The sequence below is a fragment of the Nocardia spumae genome (genome assembly GCF_020733635.1).
In the GTDB taxonomy this organism is placed as follows: domain Bacteria; phylum Actinomycetota; class Actinomycetes; order Mycobacteriales; family Mycobacteriaceae; genus Nocardia; species Nocardia spumae.
Map to the genome: position 1 here is coordinate 4,734,374 of NZ_JAJFZL010000001.1, position 20,447 is coordinate 4,754,820.

Consider the following 20,447-nt stretch of genomic DNA (forward strand, 5'->3'; position numbering starts at 1 on the left):
CCGATGGCGACAGCTGACGCCGGCGGCGGCCGCGGCCGCGGCGATCAGCGGTTATCCGCGCAGGCGGTAGCTCGGACCTGGGTCGGCCGCTACATAGTCCGCCCAGGTTCGGGTGCCGTCGGCATGTTCGGGGCAGGTGTTGGCGCCCGCGCGGAATCCACCGGCGACGCGGCCCGGCAGCCGCAGCGGCAGCAGGTGTTTCGGCCCGCCTCGATGCCGCTGCCACACGCGGGCCAGTTCGGCCAGGGTCGAGACCTCCGGGCCACCGAAATCGGGCGCACGGCCCAGCGGATCGCCCTCGGCGAGGTCGGCGATCCGGGTGGCGACATCACCGGTGTCCACGGGCTGGAAACGGAAGTCCGTCGGCAGCGGCGCGACCGGGAGCCGCCGCACCCCGCCGAGGACCGCGGCGATGAGATCGTGGAACTGGGTGGCGCGCAGAATCGTGTGCGGCGCACCGCTGTCGGCGATCAGCTGCTCACACGCCAGCTTGTTGCGGTAATAGCCGAGCGGGATGCGGTCGATGCCGACGATCGATACGTACAGCAGCTGCCGCACTCCCCCGGCCGCGGCGAGCAGATTCCGGGTCTGCGCGAGATCCGGTGTGCCGAATCGTCGGAAATCCGAGGCCGCGTGCACGATCACCTCGGAGCCCTCGACCGCGGCCGGCACCCCCTGTCCGGTCGTCAGATCTCCCGTATGGGTGCCCGCGTCCTCGCGCCGCGACAGCACCCGCACCTCGTGCCCACGCGTACGCAACCGATCCACGACGTGCCGCCCGAGCGCTCCCGTTCCACCGGTCACCAGCACTGTGCTCATATCTCCACAGCAAACTCCTCCGGCCGGAACCGGACAAGTACTTGAAACGCATGTCACCGTCCACCTCGGCACCTGTCGGGAAAAGGCCCGCACCTGCGGCGCAATTCCCGGGGCAGACGTAGCGCCGCGACTGTGGTTAGCTGTGGGGCCATGAGTACGACGCTGGCTGCTCTGCCGGAGGAATATCTACCCCGCGACACCGCGGATGTCGTTCGCACAGTGCGAGATTCACGACCTCAACCGTTGACTGTGCGCGGTGGCGATCACAGCGCCGAGCAACTCGACGACGAATTGGCCCCGCCGGATCGTCGCATCGTGCTGTCGCTGCGGCGGATGAACCGGGTGCAGGCAGTCGATGCGGACGCGCGGCTGGTGCGCGTCCAGGCCGGTGCACGGCTGTCCGATATCGACCGCACCCTCGCCGGACACGGTCTGGGACTGCCGATCGTCGGTGACCACCGCGAGATCACCGCCGGCGGATTCGCCGCGGTCGGCGGGCTCAGCGCCGCCTCCCATCGCTACGGCATGTTCAGCGACAATGTGGTCGCCCTCGAATACGTCGACCCCGACGGCAGATTCGGTACCTGCGGGCGCACCCATCAGGCCGACCGGTTCCGCCGGGTCCTGGGCGGCGGCGGCCGCACCGGCATCATCACGGCCCTGACGCTACAGGCCATCGAGGTCGACAAGGATCACACCTGGCTGACCTCCGACGCACACCGCTTCCTCGACTTCGACACCTTCGTCGAACATTCGCACGCCGAGATCACCCGGCCCGGCGATGCCCTGCTGCAGGTGGGCCGCTGGGTCGACACCGCACCGCTGCGGGTGTCGCGCCCGGTGGGCACCGGGCATGTGCAGCTGGGGACGGTGCGCTTCGGGCAGTGGTCGAGCCTGCACCCCACCACCGCCACCCCCTCACTGCGGGCACGTCGCGAACTGGGTGCGCGCGCCCGGAAATCGCTGGGCGCCATCGCCTCGGCCGCCGGTGGCCGCGCCGGTATGCCGGTCCGCAATGCCGCCGCCGGCGCGCTGATGTTCGCGCCGAAGGTGCTCACCCTGCGGGACGCGGAGTATCTCGCCGACACCGTGATCAGCTCCTCCGAACGCGGTCCCGCCTACCGGGTCGCAGTCTTCGCGCCGCTGACCAGCTACAGCACCGTATTCCACCGTCTGCACGACCTGTTCGCCGAACATCGCGAACGCAGCGGCGCCATCACGGTCATCTCCGCCATGACCTACGGGGTGCGCTCACCGTATCTGCACGAATTCGCCGGTGAGGACCACGGTTTCATCACCTTCACCTGCCGCCTGCGCCCGACCGGCATCTACCCCGGCAAGTCCGGCACCCCGGATCTGCTGCGCGATATCACCGCGGGCATCGACGACATCTGCCGTTCCGAGCGCGCCCGCCGGTACGAGACCGGCGAATAATCTCCAGGACAACGAAAGGCGCCCCGGTCGTGTCGACCGGGGCGCCTTTCGTTCGGCTGTGTCAGTGCTTCTCGGGTCCCAGGTGGTACTCGAACACCAGACCGGCGACCGAGGCGAGCACGCAGAGCACACCCAGGCCGATCAGCCAGTACTGGAAGAACGCGAACCCGAGCGCGGTGACCGACGCGGAGCCGGCCAGCAGGATGGGCCAGAAGCTACCGGGCGAGAAGAAGCCCAGGTCGCCGGCGCCGTCCACGATCTCGGCCTCTTCGTAGTCCTCGGGGCGCAGATCCAGGCGGCGCGCCACGAAGCGGAAGTAGGTGCCGACGATCAGGGTCAGGCCCGCGGTCAGCACGATCGCGGTGGTGCCGGCCCACTCCACGCCGGTGCGGGACTGGCCGGTGAAGAATGCGTAGACGACCGCCACGATGATGAAGAACACCGTGAGCAGCTCGAAGATACGTGCTTCGACCTTCATGTCAGTTCAGTACCCTTCTCACTTGCTCTCGGCCTGGCTGGCTTCACGCGAGGTCCGACGGGTGTCGAACGGGTGCGTGGTGGTCGCGACCGGCGACTCACCGATGCTCGACAGCGCTTCCGCGTTGGTCTTGCCGGTCTCACGGGCGGCCATGTACTTGTCGAACTTCTCCGGTGTCACGGCGCGCACCTCGAAGTTCATCATCGAGTGGAAAGTACCGCACATCTCCGCGCAGCGGCCGACGAATGCGCCCTCGTGCTCGATCTTGGTGATCTGGAAGACGTTGTCGGAGTGGTTTTCCTTCGGGTTCGGCATCACGTCGCGCTTGAACAGGAACTCCGGCACCCAGAAGGAGTGGATGACGTCGGCGGAGGCCAGCTGGAACTCGACCACCTTGTTGGTCGGCAGCACCAGCACCGGGATCTCGTTCGACGAGCCGATGGTCTCGACCTTGTCGTAGTGCAGGTAGGAGATGTCGTTGGCGGGCAGACCGTGCAGCGGGCCCGGCTGCGGGTGTCCGTCGGCGGTGCGCTCCTTGTACTCGTCCTTGATCTGCTCGTTCAGAGCCTGACGAGTTTCGTCGACACCGTTGTAGACGTGACCGTCCACGCCGACGGCCTTCTGGTAGCCGAACTTCCAGTTCCACTGGAACGCCGTCACATCGACGACCACATCCGGGTTCGAGGTCTTCTCGTGCACGTAGTTCTGCACGACGACGGTGAAGTAGAACAGCACCGCGATGATCACGAACGGGATCGCGGTGTAGGTCAGCTCCAGCGGCACGTTGTACCCGGTCTGCCGCGGGAACTCCGGGGAGTTCTTCTTCTTGCGGTGGAACGCGACGGTCCAGAAGGTCAGACCCCAGACCAGAACACCCATCGCCAGGGCGGCGACGACCGACCACGTCCACAGTTCCCGCATCCGGGTCGCCTGCGGGGTGATACCCGAAGGCCAGCCGAACCGAAGCACGGGATTGTCGATCGAGCAGCCCGAGACGAGCATCACGGTGATCCCCATGGACACCGCCAGCCCGGCCCGCCGAAGGATGCGGCCCCGCCGTACCCGGGCGGGTCGTGCCCCTATCGCTTCGCTCGCCTTGTGCGCCACGCTCAACGCCTTCCTGGTCGTCCATCCGACACGGTGCTGCCCGGAGGCCGGGCAGCACGTTTTCAGCACGTTCGGGATCTTTCCGCGAGCCGCGCCGAACGCACGGCCGACCACGGGAGTTCCCGAGTACTACGCAGCGTAGACCAAACCGCCTCCCGCGTTGTGCCCGGGTCGCTTTCGACACACCGGCCACCGGGCGCGATCGCCCCGTTCGGGCCGCACGCCGACGCCCCGCCGGCGCCCCGGGAACAACGGCCGCGCAGCGAGGCGGCGTCACGGCCCGCGGTGCGGCATACTCGGGGACTGATTTCGAATGTTCTCCGCGTACCCGATCCGGAAACGAGGTTCTCGACGCAGTGTGTGGACTGCTGGGATTTCTGACCGCCGATGTGGCAACCGACTCCGTCGTACAGCAGGTGTACGACGCCCTGCAGTGCGGGCGCCATCGCGGCCCGGACGAGCGCGGTACCTGGCATGACGAACACATCATCCTGGGCTTCAACCGGCTGTCGATCATCGACATCGAACATTCGCATCAGCCGCTGCGCTGGGGGCCGGAGGAGAATCCGCAGCGCTACGCCCTGGCGTTCAACGGCGAGATCTACAACTACCTGGAGTTGCGCGCGCAGCTCGCCGCGGAGCACGGCGCGACATTCCACACCGAGGGCGACGGCGAGGCGATCGTCGCGGCCTACCACTACTGGGGCACCGAGGCGTTCTCGAAGCTGCGCGGCATGTTCGCCTTCGCCATCTGGGATACCGAGACCCAGGACCTGGTACTGGCCCGCGATCCGTTCGGCATCAAACCGCTGTTCCTGGCGACGGGCCCGGGCGGCACCGGCTACGCCAGTGAGAAGAAGAGCCTGCTGGAGCTGTTGCCGGCGCTGAATCTGTCCGACGACCTGGATCCGCGCGCGCTCGAGCACTACACGGTGCTGCAGTACGTGCCGGAGCCGGAATCGCTGCACGCGAACATCCGCCGCCTGGAATCCGGCTGCTACGCCACCCTGCGGCCCGGCGCGGCGCCGGAGGTGACCCGCTATTTCCGGCCGGATTTCCGAGTGCGCCCGTTCGCGGCCGGTGCCGAGGAGGCCCGCTACCGCGAGATCGCGGCCGTGCTGGAGGATTCGGTCGCCAAACACATGCGCGCCGATGTCACGGTCGGCGCATTCCTGTCCGGCGGCATCGACTCCACCGCGATCGCGGCGCTGGCGATCCAGCACAATCCGAATCTGCTGACCTTCACCTCCGCCTTCGAGCGCGAGGGCTATTCCGAGGCCGATGTGGCGGCCGAGACCGCCGAGGCCATCGGCGCGAAGCACTACATCCGCATGGTGAGCCCCGAGGAGTTCGCGGCCGCGATCCCCGAGATCGTCTGGTACCTCGACGATCCGGTGGCCGACCCGGCCCTGGTGCCGCTGTACTTCGTGGCCCAGGAGGCCCGCAAGCACGTCAAGGTCGTGCTGTCCGGTGAGGGCTCCGACGAGCTGTTCGGCGGATACACCATCTATCGGGAGCCGCTGTCGCTCAAGCCGTTCGAATATCTGCCGAAGGGCGTGCGGCGCTTGGCGGGCAAGCTCTCGGATCGGATTCCCGACGGCACTCGCGGTAAGAGCCTGCTGCATCGCGGTTCGCTGAGCCTCGAGGAGCGCTATTACGGCAATGCCCGCAGCTTCAACGATGCCCAGTTGCGGGCGGTACTGCGCGATTTCCGCCCGGAGTGGACCCATCAGGACGTGACGGCGCCGATCTACGCGCGCTCACAGGGCTGGGATCCGGTGGCGCGGATGCAGCATCTGGATCTGTTCACCTGGTTGCGCGGCGACATCCTGGTCAAGGCCGACAAGATGACGATGGCGAATTCGCTGGAACTGCGGGTGCCGTTCCTGGATTCCGAGGTGTTCGCGGTCGCCGAGCAGATCCCGTACGAGCAGAAGATCACCAAGGAGACCACCAAGTACGCGCTGCGCCGCGCACTCGAGACGATCGTGCCGCCGCATGTACTGCATCGGCCGAAACTCGGTTTCCCGGTTCCGCTGCGGCACTGGCTGCGCGGCCCCGAGCTCTACGACTGGGCAGCCACCCAGATCGCCGAATCGCAGACCGACCACCTGCTGGACAAGTCCGCGATCAAGGCGATGCTCGAGGCGCACCGGGCCGGCAACGGCGATCACAGCCGCCGGTTGTGGACGCTGCTGGTCTTCATGATCTGGCACGGCATCTTCGTCGAGGACCGGATCAAGCCGACCATCGAGCAACCGTCCTACCCGGTCCGGTTGTAGCGGTCAGCTCTTCACTATCATCGGGGCGGACGGCGCGGCCGGCCAGCAGCGGATGCGGATTCGCTGCCGGTCGGCCGGATCGCCGTCTTCGCTGGTGTCGTCCTCGTCGAAATCATCATCGTCATCGGAGTCCAGCCAGGGCTGCCTGCTCAGAGCTACTCGCAGGCGCAGCGGCCCCCGCGGCACCTCGAGCGGCTCGGCGTCCTCGACTCCCCAGCTCGGGCTGGTCACCAGTAGCCGCCCCGACGCCGACAGCAGACTGAATTCCACAATCGTGTGCTCGGCCTCCTCATCGTCGGTCACCGGACCGTCGGTCACCTCGAACACCACGGTCACATCACCGTTGACCCCGGTAAGGATCCCGGCCGCATCCTCGGCGAGCACCATCGGTTCATCACCCCAGCCCGACCACGGTTCGTTGGCCGTACCGCTGTCGAAGAGATGAATTTGCCGGTAGTCGGAGTCGATCGTCAATTCCGTTGCAGCGCACATGAAATGCATTCAATCAGGGCAGCCGAGGAACCGTACCGGTCGGCTTCCCCCGCCCAGGAACACCCGACGCAGCCCACCGCACCCGATCTGCTTCACACCCTTGAACGTGCCGCTATCTAACGGTACATTAATTACCGACAAGCTAGTGCAGCGGCCGGGCTCCGGCCCTGGACGGATACGACCGAGATAACGCATGTAAGGAATTCCGATGGTTCGAAAAGACCTGCTCTGGAAGGTCCGCAGCCGGATGTCGCATACCGTGATCACACTCGCCATCGCGGCGGCTCCGGTCGCGGCCGCGGCTGCCCCGGCCTTCGCCGAACCGGTGGCCACCCCGGCTGCGGCCCAGGTGCAGACCGCGACGACAGATGTCCAGTTCGTCCACGGGTGGGGGCACCACGGCGGCTGGGGCGGTTATCACGGCGGCTGGGGAACACCGGGATGGGGCGTGCCCGGTCTGGGCTACGGAGGCATGTATCCCGGGTGGTACAGCCCGTGGCCGGGCGGTGGTTACGGCTACGGCTACGGTTTCGGCGGTTACTCGCCCTTGTCGAGCGGAAGCGCTTACTGATCCGGCGGCCTAGCCTCGTAAGCATGTGCCGAAATATCACCGCGCTACGCGGTCTGGACCCCGAGGCGACCCCCGAGGAGATCGATGCGGCCGCGCTGCAGTACGTCCGCAAGGTCGGCGGCCTGAACAGCATCTCGGCCGCCACCCGCCCGGCCGTGGACGAAGCCGTCGCCGAGATCGCCGCGGCCACCACCCGCCTACTGGCCGCCCTGCCGGATCGCAAGGTGCCGCCCAAGACGATTCCGCCGCTGCGGCGCCCCGAGGTCCAGGCTCGCATCGCCGCCCGCGGCTGAGCGGTTCCGTCCGGATCCGGCTAGGCGCACGCCGCCGGCCGGGCGGCTTCCCATCGGCGCGACGACGGCTACCGTTGGCCGCGTGGATACCGTCCGGACGCATCTCACCCATCCCTCGTCGATCCGGGGAGCGGCCCGGCAGCGAACGGGCCGGATATCGTGACCACCGCGGTGATCGTCGGAGATATCCAACGCGGTATCACCGGCGGCTACCCGTTCACCCGTACGGTGTTGTCGCCGATTGCCGACCTGCTCCCCCGAGCCCGCGCCGCAGGCGCTCTCGTCGTGTTCGTGCATTTCGCATTGCGTCCCAATGGCACCGATCTCGCCCCGGGCGATGCGACCGTCAGGTCGTTCCACGAAGCCGGAGACGCCTTTCACGAGGGCTCGCGAGGAACCGAACTCACGCTGCCGGTCGCCGAGGAGGACGTCGTGGTGCTGAAACGACGCGCCAGCGCGTTCGCCGGCACGGACCTCGACCTCGTACTCCGCGCCAACGGTGTCGACACGATAGCGGTGGCAGGTGTCGCGACCAGTGCCATGGTCGCCGCGACCTGCTACGACGCCGCGGACCGTGGCTATCGGCTCACCGTATTGCGGGACGGCTGCGCCGACGGCGATCCCGCGATACACGACTTCTTCATGGACGCCGTATTCCCCAGTCGCGGATTCGAGGTCGTCACCTGCGCCGGCTGGCGGCCTCGATAGCCGTCGCGCCCGGATTCACCTCATGTTCGCCGGATCGTCGGACGGACTGAACCCGAAGCGGGTTGGCTGAGGGGATGAGCGACCATGGGGCGAGCGGTACCGGCGCGCAGAATCCGGCCGAGCAACCGCGGGGCGAGCACGACCCCGCCGATACCCCACCCCCGCCGAACGAGGGCGCCGACGGCGGCTCCGGTGCGCCACGTGGCGTCAGTCGGAGATGGCTGTTCGGTGCTTCCGGCGCCGCGGTGATCGCGGGCCTGGCGGTCGGCGCGGGAACCACCGTCGCACTGGAAGACACCGACCGCCGGGCGACCGCACGCGAATTCTGGCCACGCATGCCGAATTTCACCGCCGCGACTGATCGCGGGGCGGCACCGCCGGTTTCCGGGGTCCATCTGCAGTTCGGCGCGGACGCGGCCCGCGAGGCCGTGGTGAGCTGGCAGAGCGCCGCCCCGGTCCGCAATCCGGTGGTGCGATTCGGTACCCCCACCGCCGGATTCGGCACCACGGTGCCGGCGCGCACCCGGATGTATCGCGACGCCGCCTCCGGCGCCGAAGTGCACGTCCACCATGCTCGGCTCACCGGCCTGTCCCCCGATTCCGACTACGTCTACGCCGCCGGGCACGACGGCGCACCACCGGAATTGGGCACGCTGCGCACCGCGCCGACGGGCCGGGCCGCGTTCCGGTTCACCAGTTTCGGCGATCAGGGCACACCGACGCTCGGCAAACTCGACAACGGGCGCTACGTCAACGACAACCTGGGCTCACCGTTCGCCGGGGACGTGACCGGCGGCGTCGAGGCGCTGGCACCGCTGTTCCATCTCGTCAACGGCGATCTGTGCTACGCCAATCTGGCCACCGACCGGATTCGCACCTGGAACGACTGGTGGGCCAACAACTCCCGGTCCGCCCGCTATCGGCCGTGGATGCCGGCGCCGGGCAATCACGAGAACGAACGGGGGAACGGCCCGATCGGATATGCCGCGTTCCAAACCTATTTCACCGTTCCCGACAGCGGCGCCGAGGAACTCGCGCGCGGGCTCTGGTACGCGTTCACCGTCGGCGGGATGCGGGTGATCGCGCTCGCCAACGACGACATCTGCTATCAGGACGGGGGCAACAGCTACGTCCGCGGCTATTCCGGCGGCGCCCAGAAACGCTGGCTGGAACAGCAATTGGCGGCCGCGCGCGCGGACCGGGGTATCGACTGGATCGTAGTGTTCATGCATCAGACCGCGATGTCGTCGGCGGACAAGGCCAACGGCGCCGATCTGGCGATCCGCGAGCAGTGGCTACCGCTGTTCGACCGCTATCAGGTGGATCTGGTGCTCTGCGGTCACGAACACCATTACGAGCGTTCCCATCCCGTGCGCGGTGTGCTGGGCAGTGACACCCTGACGCCGAAACCGGTCCCGGAAGCGGTCACCGCCGGTCCGCCCTCGGCGACCGGCGCCGCGACCGATATCGTCGACACCTCCCGGGGCACCGTCCATCTGGTGATCGGCGGCGGCGGTACCTCGGTGCCGTCGAACACCCTGTTCTTCCCCGGCAGGCAGTGCCGGGTGCTCACCGGCGTGGGCGCGGTCGATCCGGCCACCGGTAAGAAGGCGCCGACCTATGTCATGGAATCGGCGCCCTGGTCGGCCTTCAAGGATCCCGACCATCCCTACGGATTCTGCGCCTTCGACGTGGACCCGGGTGTGCCCGGCGGCGATACCACCATCACCGCCACCTATTTCGCACTCGGCGCGCGCCCCGGGGAATGGCAGCCGGTGGACTCGTTCACCCTCACCCGCCCGCGTTCGGATCGCTGAACGACCGGTCCGCCGTCGGCCGCTCAGATGTGGATCAGATCCAGGATGCGTTCCGACAGTCCGGGGTCGGTCGCCACCGGCGCGATCGCCGGTCGCCGATGCCAGATGGTGAGCAGCAGATCGGCGGCCGATCCCGACAGCGTCGTATCGACCGGCGCCACGCCGTACTCGACCGCCGGCTCGGGCCCCAGGCGCAGGACCGGATCGGGGCCTGTGGTGTCGGTGCTGCGCAGTCGCAGTGTGGCGCCGTCCAATTCGGCCGGGACACCGCCGATGCGGGCCAGATGGCGCGGGAGGAAGACTCGCAGCCATTCGTCGATCCCGTCGTCGGCGAGGTCGGGATCGAACGCGGTCGCGGCGCCCGGGGACACCGCGTCCTGGGCATCCCAGCGGTGCATCGCCGTCTCGTGGGCTTGGCGGCGCAACCAGAATCGGACGGTGCCGCGGCCGGTGAGGACATCGGCCGCCGCATCGGGTGCATGGGCGTCCAGCTCCCGGAGCAGCAGGTCGCGACTGTCGCGGTACCAGTCCGCGAGACCCGCGATCTCCGGACGCGGCTGCCGCGGTGCCTGTGCCGCCGCCTGCGCACCGTCACGGATCACCATCGCCGCCCATCGGTGCACCCGGCCGACGTGCGTTATCAGTCGAGCGACATCCCAGCCCGGGCAGGCCATGACAGCGGCACTCGATGCGGACATCGGAACCGCCGCGATCCGGTCACCCTCGGTCGACAGCGCCGACCGCCACATCGCATCACGCACACTCCCAATCTATCCCGCGCCGCACCGCCTGCTACCGGCCGCGCGGGCCGATCACTGCGCGGCGGCGCCGCTCACGATCTCCGGCAGCCGGTCCGCACCCCAGCTGCGATGCAGGTAACCGACCACCGAATCCAGTTCGGCGCGTTCGACCGCCGCCAGTTCACCGCGCTCGAGCGGGTCGAAGTGGAAGATGTACAGACGCGAGGCGAACTGTTCGAACGGCAGCGACGCCTCCCCGAAACGCTCACCGTGCCCGGCGGTTCCTACCACCACGCCGTCACCCCAGTCCTGACCGCTGTCGTTGTTGGGGTTGTAGAAGTAGACCCGCATCGCGTCCTGCGGATCGAGGCTGACCCGCAGGATCGTGATGGCGTGCCAGCCCACGAAGCGGGCCGCGCTGTCGGTGACGGCGACACCGGCCGGTTGCGGGTGGATCAGCGGCTGGTTGCCGTTGTAGAAGGGGTGGTGGCTGGCGTAGAAGTGGCGCAGGAATTCCTCGACATCGGTCAGCCGCCCGGAGGCCACGTCGACGTTGATCCGGAATCCCCGGCCCGACCACCAGCCGTGGAATTCGGGGTTGACCCAGCGGTGCGGATCGCCTTCGCGATCGGCGCAGTAGCGTCCCATCTCGGCGTAGATCCGATCCAGATGTGGCACCACCAGCAGCGATACCGCATCCAGATCCATCGGCGTCGTGGTAGCGACTCCGGCGGCGACCTCTCGCGACGAGATCGCCTGCCCTTCGAAGTGCATGACGACCTCGTCGTCGCGGGCCGCGCAGGCCACGATCTGCAGCAGGTAGTCGGGATCGTTGTAGGACCACATGGACAGCGCGCGCGCCGACTGACAGGTCGGATTGTCGCCCTGGCCCACCCCGAGCGGCAGCCCCAGTATCGACAGCACACCCGACAACAGCCGATTGCGCGGATCCACGCCCGCGCCGAAGACCTCTGTCAGGCGCCGGTTCGCCGCGGGTGACAACTGCAGTCCGAGCTGCCGCCACAGCGCCGGCGCCACCGGCGGCTGGTACAGGATTCCCCGTTCCAGCAGCAGGGCCAGGCCGTAGATGCCCTGCGCGGTCTCGACGTACACCGACCGCTCGATCAGGTGGTGCACGAGCTCGTGGTAGCACAGCAGGCAGTCGCGACCGGTGCTCGACAATCCCAGGGCCTCGCCGATGAGGTAGTCGCCCTTGCTCAGCAGGAATCGCAGCAGGACCGCGTGATAGGGCGACACCAGCCCGGTGTCGTGCATCGACCGCGCGAAACCCGTTGCCTCGTATTGCAACGCGCTGTCGTCCATCGATTCCAGCCGACCGCGGTAGACCTCGACACCAGGATCCTCACGGCAGGCGTCGGTGGTGCCGTAGAGGCTGCTGATGAGGCGATCAGCGCCGAGTCCGCTGGAACCCAGATCGATATCCGGATTGGCGCGGGCCACCGCGATCTGGGTGATCATGCGCTTGACCTGCTCGACCTGGATCGGCCGCTGGCGCAAGATCCGCCAGATCTCGTCGACCAGGTTCTCGAGCACCTTCTCGTAGCCGACCTCCTCGACGAGGTGGCGCATCAGTTCCCGCGACACATCCGCCATCCGGCCCTGCTGGTGCCGCTCGGCCTCCCCGGGCGGCGTGAACAGCAGCGTCAGATTGATCGCCAGCACCTGCGACAGATGGTTGGCGGCGTGTTCGGCGGATATCCGCGGGTGCGGATAGTCGCCCTTGGCCACGGCCAGCAGGCGCAGATTGCTGACCGTCTCCAGAACCACGGTGTCCGGATTCGGGCTCCGCAACGAACCCGGACTCAACGCGGGGATCAGGATCTGCGGCTGCGCCCAATCCGTGCCGAGGAACAGCCCCGCGTCCTCGAGTGCGGCCGCCCGCGACCGCAGCGCCGCGCATCCGCCGGGTAGCTGCAGAACACGCCGCAACGCGCTCAGCACCCGGGACAGTTTGACCTGCTTGCCGAATTCGCTGGTGCGGGCAAGAGTTTGCGTCGCTTCGTCCAGGCGGGCGAGCTGTCTGCCCAGGGTTGCGTCGTCGCTGCCGAGCGGCCTCAATCAGGATCCTCCTGTGATCCATCCCGCTGATCGGATCATACGTAGAAGTCGAGTTCTTCTTGTCGCTTCAGCAGGTCCCGGAGAGCGTACGGATCTTCACCGAAGAAGTACAGCAATCCCCAGTGGTTTCCGAACGCCGTGCGTTTGGTGACTTTCTCCTCGAGGGGAGCCATGAGCTCGTGTGCCTCGAAGTAGTCGTGGTCCTCGGTCTCCTCGGGGACCGAGAGATGGGTGACCACACGTCGGCGTGGATAAACCCCGAACGATCCCGCATGGCCTGTGGCATCGACCACCTCACGGGGGAAGAAGTTCACGATCTCCTCCTCGGTGGTCTTCGGGTCGAAGGCCAGCACCAGGGCGTGGTAGGCATTGAAACCGTAGGCCCGTTCCAGCAATTCGAACACCTTGAAGCCGGGTGGGCGATAGGCGACCTCACCGAAGTACATCTCACCGTCGCTGGTGACGAAGTATTCCGGGTGGACGAATCCGAATTCGATATCGAACGTCTTGATCAGCTTTTCCACCTGGCGGGTGATCTCCGGCCGGTACTTCTCGAGTTCCGGTGTGGCGGGCACGAACACGGAGTATCCGAGCGTCACATATTCGGAGATGTTGAGAAAGCGGATCTTGCCGTCGTGGATCCACGCCTCCACGGCGAATTCCCAACCGTCCAGATGAGATTCCATCAACAGCGGGAAATCCTCATCGGGGATCGAATCGATCTCATCCGGCGTGCGAATGATCCGATGCCCCAGGCACCCGGCCTTGTCGAACGCCTTGATGTGGATCGGATCGTTGGGATCGCCATCGAGTTTGAGCAGGGTCTGATTGACCCGCTTGAGAAATCGGATGACATCGTCGCGCTCGTGCGCCTCCTCGAAGATCCCGACCCGGATGCCGCCCAGCTGCGCGCGCCGCTTCATCAGCGACTTGTCCCGCAGCAGCATCGACTGGCCCAGCAACCGCGGATTGGCGCGCAGCACCGAGTTGATCGCGCCCGCCCACTCGACGGTCTCCTCGAAGATCGGGATGGCGACATCGACGCCCAGGTCCTGCAGCGTCTCCGCGATCTCCATCGAACGATCGTTCAGGCGCTCGAAATTCCATGGCAGATAGGGTATTTCGTGTTCTATGCAGTATTCTTCGGCCCACTCCGGCGCGACCACGATATAGCGACGGTCGAATCGGTCGATCGCTTCGACTGCATTCAAACTCCACCCGAGCAGGGCCACATAGCCTTTGTCCGGGTTTCGACTCTTCGATTCCGAAACTGAAATCGACAAACCTTCTCCCCTCTCGACTTCTGTGCACGGTTCGTCGATCTCTGGGTCGCACTCCTACGCTGGGCATCGGCGGCCGGCATCGAATATCGTGACAACGGTGTCGACGAATCCGGGCTTGAGCACCGGTGTAGTCGACCGGCGGTGACGAAGGCAATCCGGAAAAATGCCGTCACTTTCCCCGGAGTACCCCGACGAACCAGCTGCAAACCGGCACAGCGGAGTTCGGATCCCGGCTATCCGCGCGTCACGACAGCGACAGCACCGCTGCCGCGGTCGCGACCCCGAGTTCGACCGCGGCGCCCAGCACATCGCCGCCCAGTCCCTCGAACCGCCGCACGCAGTGCCGGACCAGCGCCGCCGCCAGGCCCAGCGCCGCGACGACCGCGAGCGGTCCGAGCCACGGCCGGGGCGCGGCGAAAACGCCGGCGCCGACGGCGAGGGCGATCCAGACGACCACCGGCACCCAGGTCTGGGTCGCCGCCACCAGCGCACCGAAACCGGCGCCGGGCGCGGCCGGATGGCTCCGGCAGGCCGCGACCACGGCCACCCTCCCGACGGTGACGGCCAGCGCTACGGCGAACCAGTCACCCGCGTCGGCCAGAGCGGCGAGGGCGAGCGCCTGGATACCGATCGCGAAGATCACGGCCGCGACGCCGAACGGGCCGGCTCCACCGCTTTTCATGATCTCGCGCGCGCGTTCAGGCGGCCCGTAACTGCCCAGCCCGTCCGCGGTGTCGGCCAGCCCGTCGATATGCATGCCGCGAGTGGCCAGGACCAGTGCGCCGACGGTCACCAGCGCGGCCAGCGCCGAACTCGCTCCGGCCCAGCACAACACCCACAGCAGCCCGCTCGCACCGGCGCCCAGCAGGGCCCCGACCAGCGGGGCGGCGGCGATGGCCCCGGCCGCCGTCGTGCGATCGACGGTCTGCGGCCCACGCACCGGCAGGACGGTCAACCACGATATCGCGAGCCGGAGCGCCGCGATCATCGCCGCGGCCCCGATCGGGCCCGGGCGTCCGAATCGCTCCCGTTCAGGACACGACTTCCGGTGCCGCCGAACCCGATTCGGCGTCGGCGGTGCTCACCCCGGCCTCACCGAAGGTGGCCATCTCGGCCAGCGCGGCGATGGCGGCGCGCAGCAACGGTAGCGCGCTCACCGCACCGGAGCCCTCGCCCAACCGCATATCCAGCTCCACCAGCGGTTCCAGTTCGAGTTTGCGCAAGGCCAGTGGATGGGCCGGTTCGGTCGACCGATGTCCTGCCACCCACCAGCGTTTCGCACCGGGCGCCAGCATCTCCGCGACGAGCGCGGCCGCGGTCACCACGACACCGTCGAGGATCACCGGGGTGCGCCGGGCCGCGGCCTGTGCGAGATAGCCCGCGGTGGCGGCGAAGTCGGCGCCACCGGCGATCCGCAACATCGCGAACGGATCCTGCCGGTGCGGGCGGGCACGCCACATGGCGTCGCGAACCGCCGAGGCCTTGCGCATCCATCCGGCATCGTCGACGCCGGTGCCGCGGCCGATCGCCACGACCGGTTCGGTGTCGGTCAGGGTCGCGATGAGAACCGTTGCGGGAGTGGTGTTCCCGATACCCATATCACCGGCGATCAGCAGATCCGCGCCACCGTCGATCTCCTCGTCGGCGATCGCCCGGCCCGCGGCCAGCGCCGCGTGGAGTTCGGCCTCGCCGAGCGCGTCCTCGCGGTCGATCGATCCGCTGGAGCGGCGGATCTTGTACGCGGACACGGCCGGATCGGTATCGGAGTCGACGGCGATGTCGACCACCCGCACCGTGGCGTCGGCCAGCCGCGCGAGCGTATTCACCGCGGCCCCACCGGCCAGGAAATTCGCGACCATCTGGGCGGTCACCTCGCTCGGGTAGGCCGAGACCCCGTGCCGCGCGACACCATGATCACCGGCGAACACCACCACCCGGGCGCGTTCGAACTGATGCGGCGGGCATTCCCCCTGGCAGGCGGCCACCCAGTTACCCAGGGTCTCGAGCCGCCCGAGCGCACCGGCGGGCTTGGTGAGCAGCAGTTGCCGCCGCTCGGCCTCTCCCCGCACGCGCGCGTCCGGCGCGGCCACGGGACCGAACGACGGTGCGGTACCGCCGAATTCGGTCAGCCCCCGGGGCGGTGCGGCGGTCTCGGCGGCGGTCTCGGGTGTAGCGGCCGAAAGCCCGGCTGCCGCACCGGCACTCGCGGTCGCCGCGGCGGCGGTCACCGATCCCGTGCGCTCCCGCGCGCTGGAGGGTGCGGCCACCGCTCGGCCGGCCCCGGGCTCGGCGGGGCGTTCCGGCGCGGCGGAGGCTGGAGTGGCGGCGCTCTTGATCACCGTGGCGATACCCGCGACGACCAGCACCACCTCGTCACATACCGCCGCGAGCCGCTGATTGAGTGTTCCGATCTCGTCCTGGAACAGCCGGCCGGCGGGCGTGGCCGGGACGACTCCCAGGCCGACCTCGGGACTCACGATCACCAGCCGGTCGGCGTATCCGTTCACCGCCACGACCAGGGCGTCCATATCGGGGGCGACGGTTCCTCGCGGCGCGTCCCAGGCGCCGCGCGCATCGATGCGGGCCGTCAGCCAGGTGCCGAGGTCGTCGATCAGGGTCACCGGCGCCGCGTCGCCGAGGACGACGACCGGGTCGCCCTCCACCACATTCCAGGTGCCGGGCCGGCGAATCCGATGCGCGGCAATACGATCGGCGAAGTCCGCGTCGGCGGGATCCGGGATCGCGGTCGCGACGTACCGCACGGGCCCGCCGCGCCCGGCCACCGCCTCGGCATAGGCGGATTTACCCGAGCGCGCCCCACCGAGCACCAGCGTCCGCAGCCCTCGGCCGCCCGCAGCATCGTTCACCACGCCAGCACGGTACCAATCCGCGAGCACCGGTACCCGCGCCTACCCGGGCCGCGACGGCCGTCGGCGGCGGCGGTCACCGGGGCGGGTCGGCTCAGACCGCGTCGCCGGGCGAGACCCGCGGCTTCGGCGCGCGCATGCGCCGGATCTGCGAGGCGCGGACGAAGGCGTACCAGCCCAGCGACCAGCGTGAGGTCGTGTCGTCGGGGTAGCGCTCGAGCACCCGCTTGTTGATGGTGCGCCCGATGAGGAAGCCCTCGGCGACCATGAACGCCATCATCACGATCATCGCGAGGGTGACGTAGGCCTGCACCTGCGGGGTGAGGAACATCGTCAGGATCAGCACCAGCGCCAGCGGCATGAACAGGCCGACCAGATTGCGGCGGGCGTCGACCAGGTCGCGGACGTAGGCGCGCACCGGTCCGCGATCGCGCGGCAACAGATACTTGTCCTCACCGGCGAGCATGCGGGCGCGACGGTCCGCGGCGGCGGCCCGGCGATCGGCCGAGGCGGCCTTGCGCTCCTCCCGGTTACCCCGGGTGGCCTTGCGGCGGGCGCGCGCCTCCTTCGAGGTCAGCGGCGCCGGCGCGACGGGGCCGCGGCGTTTGCCCTGCGCATCGCGGCGCTTGGGCGTGGGTCTGCCCTTGGCGGCGGTCTGCCCCGACCCGCCCGCGACAGTGGCCGAGTCACCGTCGGTCGCCGCCGAAGTGTCGTCGGCGTGGTCGTCGGTGGTGCTGGTATCGCCACGGCGCAGGAACTTCACGCCGACCAGGCTATTGGATGGCATACCCGCCAGGAAATACGGTCTCGGCAGATGCTGTGTCATCGGTCATACCGGACGTATCGATATCGGGCCCCGACCGGGCATCGCACCGGTCCTGACACGCGCCGACTGTGTGGCAATTCGCACGTCCGACCGCCGACGACACGGAATTTCCGGGGCCGACGGGCCCGCAACCGCGACCGCAGTGGCAAGATTGGAATAGCCACCCGCGACGTGGCGTTGACAGCTACCGAGCCGTGCGCTGTTCACGGAAACAACGTTCACGGGTTGAACCAGGGTCTGCGAGGAGACTTCATGACTGTGCAGAACGAGACCACCACCCACGGTGTGATCCTCACCGACGCCGCCGCCTCCAAGGCCAAGGCGCTGCTGGACCAGGAGGGGCGCGACGATCTGGCGCTGCGCATCGCCGTGCAGCCCGGTGGGTGTGCCGGCCTGCGGTACCAGCTCTTCTTCGACGACCGCAGCCTCGACGGTGATCTGACCGTCGAGTTCGGCGGCGTCAAACTGGCGGTCGACCGGATGAGCGCCCCCTACGTCCAGGGTGCGTCCATCGATTTCGTCGACACCATCGAGAAGCAGGGTTTCACCATCGACAACCCGAACGCCACCGGCTCCTGCGCCTGCGGCGACAGCTTCAACTGACGTTCCCTGCGCGGCGCGGAACCTCTGCGGAGGTTCCGCGCCGTGTTGTGCGTGCCGCCGCCTCCGACCGGGGGCGTTTCGCGGTACGCGTGTCCTGTGAGGCCTTACCCCGCCGGATCCCGACACGGTACGGTAAGGCTGTTTTCGCCTTCGACAGACAAGGACCGGGCTTCGTGACCATCGCTGTGTCTGCTTCCATCGCGACCGACCACCTGATGCGGTTTCCGGGGAAGTTCTCCGATGTCCTGCTTGCCGACCAGTTGCAGCATGTGTCGCTCAGCTTCCTGGTCGACGATCTGGTGATTCGCAGAGGCGGGGTGGCCGGCAACATCGCCTACGCGATGGGTCTGCTGCAGGGCAGCCCGCTGCTCGTCGGTGCCGTCGGCCCCGACTTCGCCGAGTACCGCGCGTGGCTCGAGCGCCACGGTGTCGACTGCTCGGCGGTGCGGATCTCCGAGACGGCGCACACCGCCCGGTTCGTCTGCACCACCGACGAGACGATGGCCCAGATCGCGTCGTTCTATCCGGGCGCGATGAGCGAGGCACGTGACATCTCGATCGCCGAGGTCGCCGAAAACCGTTCGCTGGACCTGGTTCTGGTGGGCGCCAACGACCCCGACGCGATGCTGCGTCACACCGAGGAGTGCCGCAAGCTCGGTATCCCGTTCGCCGCGGATCCCTCCCAGCAGCTGGCCCGCCTCGACGGCGAGCAGGCGCTGGCCCTGATCGACGGCGCCACTTACCTTTTCACCAACGAGTACGAGTGGGGCCTGCTGCTGCAGAAGACCGGCCTGTCCCCCGAGGACATCGGCCGCCGCGTCGGCATCCGGGTCACGACCCTGGGCGCCAAGGGCGTGGTGATCGTCGACGGTGACGGTGTCGAGCTGAATGTCGAAGTGGTGCCGGAACTTTCGAAGACCGACCCGACCGGTATCGGCGACGCCTTCCGGGCCGGATTCCTGACCGGGCACACCGGAGGCCTGAGCCTGGAGCGGGCGGCGCAGCTGGGTTCGCTCACCGCGGTTCTGGTGCTCGAGACCGTCGGCACTCAGGAGTGGTCGCTGGATCGTGAGACGGCGATCGAGCGGTTGCGTGGCGCGTACGGTCCCGAGGCCGCCGCGGAACTCGGCGCCCTACTGGGCTGACCGCGCCCCGAGGAATCGAGCCATGCGGCGGGCCGCATCCGTGACGATTCACAACATTGCGTCCGGATGCGCGGAGTTCGCCGGCGAACAATAGGGTGTGCGTATGGGATCCGATCGTTTATATTTTCGTCAACTGCTGGCGGGCCGGGATTGGGCCGTCGGCGATCCGATTGCCACGCAGATGCGCAATTTCTCGTACCTGATCGGTGATCGCGAATCCGGCGAATGCGTGGTGGTGGATCCCGCGTACGCGGCCGGTGATCTGGTCGATATCGCCGAGGCCGACGGCCTGCGCCTGGTCGGAGTGCTGGCCACGCACCACCACCCCGACCACGTCGGCGGCACCATGATGGGTTTCACCCTGCGCGGGGTGAAGGAACTGCTCGAGCGGGTCCAGGTTCCGGTGCACGTGAACCACGAGGAATTGTCCTGGGTCGCCGATGTCACCGGCATCGCCCCGAGCGAGCTGACCGGCCACGACCACGGTGACACACTCAGCGTCGGCGGCGTCGACATCGAATTCCTGCACACGCCCGGGCACACCCCCGGCAGTCAATGCTTCCTGCTCGAGGATCGCCTGGTCGCCGGTGACACGCTGTTCGTCGACGGCTGCGGCCGCACCGACTTTCCCGGCGGCGACTCCGATGCCATGTTCCGCAGCCTGCGCCACCTGGCCGAACTGAGCGGCGATCCGGTGATCTATCCCGGGCACTGGTATTCCGAACAGCCCAGCGCGGCGCTGTCGTCGGTGCGCGAGAACAACTACGTGATGCGCCCGACAACCCTCGAACAGTGGCATATGTTGATGCCCGGCTGAGTCCCTCGGTCTCGGCACCAGCCCTTTCGCCCGGCGCGAGAGGGCTTTTCGCATTTCCGGGCCGCTGCCCCACCCCCCGAACCATC

19 protein-coding genes are annotated in these 20,447 nt (G+C 68.1%); 9 read left to right on the plus strand and 10 right to left on the minus strand.

From position 1 onward, the window contains the following. Positions 1-51: 51 nt before the first annotated feature. The gene (locus tag LKD76_RS21150) at positions 52-819 is read right to left on the minus strand and encodes an SDR family oxidoreductase (RefSeq protein ID WP_227983054.1); all 768 of its coding nucleotides are present in this window, start codon (positions 817-819) and stop codon (positions 52-54) included. Positions 820-969: 150 nt separating this feature from the next. On the opposite strand from LKD76_RS21150, the gene LKD76_RS21155 reads away from it, so the two are divergent. Continuing rightward, positions 970-2,253: an FAD-binding oxidoreductase gene (locus LKD76_RS21155; protein WP_227983055.1), complete on the plus strand. Its 1,284-nt coding sequence runs from the start codon at positions 970-972 to the stop codon at positions 2,251-2,253. Positions 2,254-2,314: 61 nt separating this feature from the next. Here the strand turns inward: LKD76_RS21155 and LKD76_RS21160 are convergent, their stop codons facing one another. Further along, on the minus strand, positions 2,315-2,731 hold the full coding sequence (locus LKD76_RS21160) for a cytochrome c oxidase subunit 4 (protein WP_227983056.1): 417 nt from the start codon (positions 2,729-2,731) through the stop codon (positions 2,315-2,317). 18 nt (positions 2,732-2,749) lie between these two features. Continuing rightward, the gene (gene ctaC, locus LKD76_RS21165; RefSeq protein WP_227983057.1) at positions 2,750-3,748 is read right to left on the minus strand and encodes an aa3-type cytochrome oxidase subunit II; all 999 of its coding nucleotides are present in this window, start codon (positions 3,746-3,748) and stop codon (positions 2,750-2,752) included. Positions 3,749-4,194: 446 nt separating this feature from the next. On the opposite strand from ctaC, the gene asnB reads away from it, so the two are divergent. Continuing rightward, positions 4,195-6,120, plus strand: coding sequence for an asparagine synthase (glutamine-hydrolyzing) (asnB, locus tag LKD76_RS21170; RefSeq protein WP_227983058.1), 1,926 nt, complete (start codon positions 4,195-4,197; stop codon positions 6,118-6,120). A gap of 3 nt (positions 6,121-6,123) precedes the next feature. Here the strand turns inward: asnB and LKD76_RS21175 are convergent, their stop codons facing one another. Further along, positions 6,124-6,612 carry a hypothetical protein gene (locus LKD76_RS21175; protein ID WP_227983060.1) on the minus strand — a complete coding sequence of 163 codons (489 nt, stop codon included), beginning with the start codon at positions 6,610-6,612 and terminating at the stop codon, positions 6,124-6,126. A gap of 208 nt (positions 6,613-6,820) precedes the next feature. Between LKD76_RS21175 and LKD76_RS21180 the strand changes: the two genes are divergently transcribed. From LKD76_RS21180 to LKD76_RS21195, 4 genes are all read left to right on the plus strand, one after another. Continuing rightward, complete coding sequence (locus LKD76_RS21180) at positions 6,821-7,183, plus strand: hypothetical protein (protein WP_227983062.1); 363 nt, start codon at positions 6,821-6,823, stop codon at positions 7,181-7,183. 23 nt (positions 7,184-7,206) lie between these two features. Further along, positions 7,207-7,476, plus strand: a complete 270-nt coding sequence (locus LKD76_RS21185) for a DUF2277 domain-containing protein (protein ID WP_227983064.1) — start codon at positions 7,207-7,209, stop codon at positions 7,474-7,476. 159 nt (positions 7,477-7,635) lie between these two features. Continuing rightward, positions 7,636-8,184 carry a cysteine hydrolase family protein gene (locus LKD76_RS21190; protein ID WP_227983065.1) on the plus strand — a complete coding sequence of 183 codons (549 nt, stop codon included), beginning with the start codon at positions 7,636-7,638 and terminating at the stop codon, positions 8,182-8,184. A gap of 74 nt (positions 8,185-8,258) precedes the next feature. Continuing rightward, complete coding sequence (locus LKD76_RS21195; protein WP_227983066.1) at positions 8,259-10,001, plus strand: purple acid phosphatase family protein; 1,743 nt, start codon at positions 8,259-8,261, stop codon at positions 9,999-10,001. A gap of 23 nt (positions 10,002-10,024) precedes the next feature. On the opposite strand, the gene LKD76_RS21200 is transcribed toward LKD76_RS21195, so the two are convergent. The 6 genes from LKD76_RS21200 to LKD76_RS21225 form a co-directional block, all read right to left on the minus strand. Beyond that, complete coding sequence (locus tag LKD76_RS21200) at positions 10,025-10,762, minus strand: maleylpyruvate isomerase family mycothiol-dependent enzyme (RefSeq protein WP_227983067.1); 738 nt, start codon at positions 10,760-10,762, stop codon at positions 10,025-10,027. A gap of 51 nt (positions 10,763-10,813) precedes the next feature. Next, positions 10,814-12,820 carry a hypothetical protein gene (locus LKD76_RS21205; RefSeq protein ID WP_227983068.1) on the minus strand — a complete coding sequence of 669 codons (2,007 nt, stop codon included), beginning with the start codon at positions 12,818-12,820 and terminating at the stop codon, positions 10,814-10,816. Positions 12,821-12,855: 35 nt separating this feature from the next. Next, positions 12,856-13,896, minus strand: coding sequence for an ATP-grasp domain-containing protein (locus tag LKD76_RS21210; RefSeq protein WP_227985351.1), 1,041 nt, complete (start codon positions 13,894-13,896; stop codon positions 12,856-12,858). 451 nt (positions 13,897-14,347) lie between these two features. Further along, a complete protein-coding gene (locus tag LKD76_RS21215) occupies positions 14,348-15,091 on the minus strand; it encodes an adenosylcobinamide-GDP ribazoletransferase (RefSeq protein WP_255660263.1) in 744 nt (247 codons plus the stop codon). Positions 15,092-15,134: 43 nt separating this feature from the next. Continuing rightward, complete coding sequence (gene cobT, locus LKD76_RS21220) at positions 15,135-16,973, minus strand: nicotinate-nucleotide--dimethylbenzimidazole phosphoribosyltransferase (protein WP_227983069.1); 1,839 nt, start codon at positions 16,971-16,973, stop codon at positions 15,135-15,137. 91 nt (positions 16,974-17,064) lie between these two features. Next, positions 17,065-17,733 (minus strand): DUF3043 domain-containing protein, encoded by a 669-nt coding sequence (locus LKD76_RS21225; RefSeq protein WP_372466003.1) that lies wholly within the window; start codon positions 17,731-17,733, stop codon positions 17,065-17,067. Positions 17,734-18,048: 315 nt separating this feature from the next. Here LKD76_RS21225 and LKD76_RS21230 point away from each other — a divergent pair, with 315 nt between their 5' ends. From LKD76_RS21230 to LKD76_RS21240, 3 genes are all read left to right on the plus strand, one after another. Next, positions 18,049-18,399 carry a HesB/IscA family protein gene (locus tag LKD76_RS21230; protein WP_227983073.1) on the plus strand — a complete coding sequence of 117 codons (351 nt, stop codon included), beginning with the start codon at positions 18,049-18,051 and terminating at the stop codon, positions 18,397-18,399. A gap of 173 nt (positions 18,400-18,572) precedes the next feature. Then, entirely contained in the window at positions 18,573-19,544 is a 972-nt protein-coding gene (locus LKD76_RS21235) for a carbohydrate kinase family protein (RefSeq protein WP_227983075.1), read from the plus strand. Between the two features lie 103 nt (positions 19,545-19,647). After that, entirely contained in the window at positions 19,648-20,361 is a 714-nt protein-coding gene (locus LKD76_RS21240) for an MBL fold metallo-hydrolase (RefSeq protein ID WP_227983077.1), read from the plus strand. Positions 20,362-20,447: the final 86 nt, after the last annotated feature.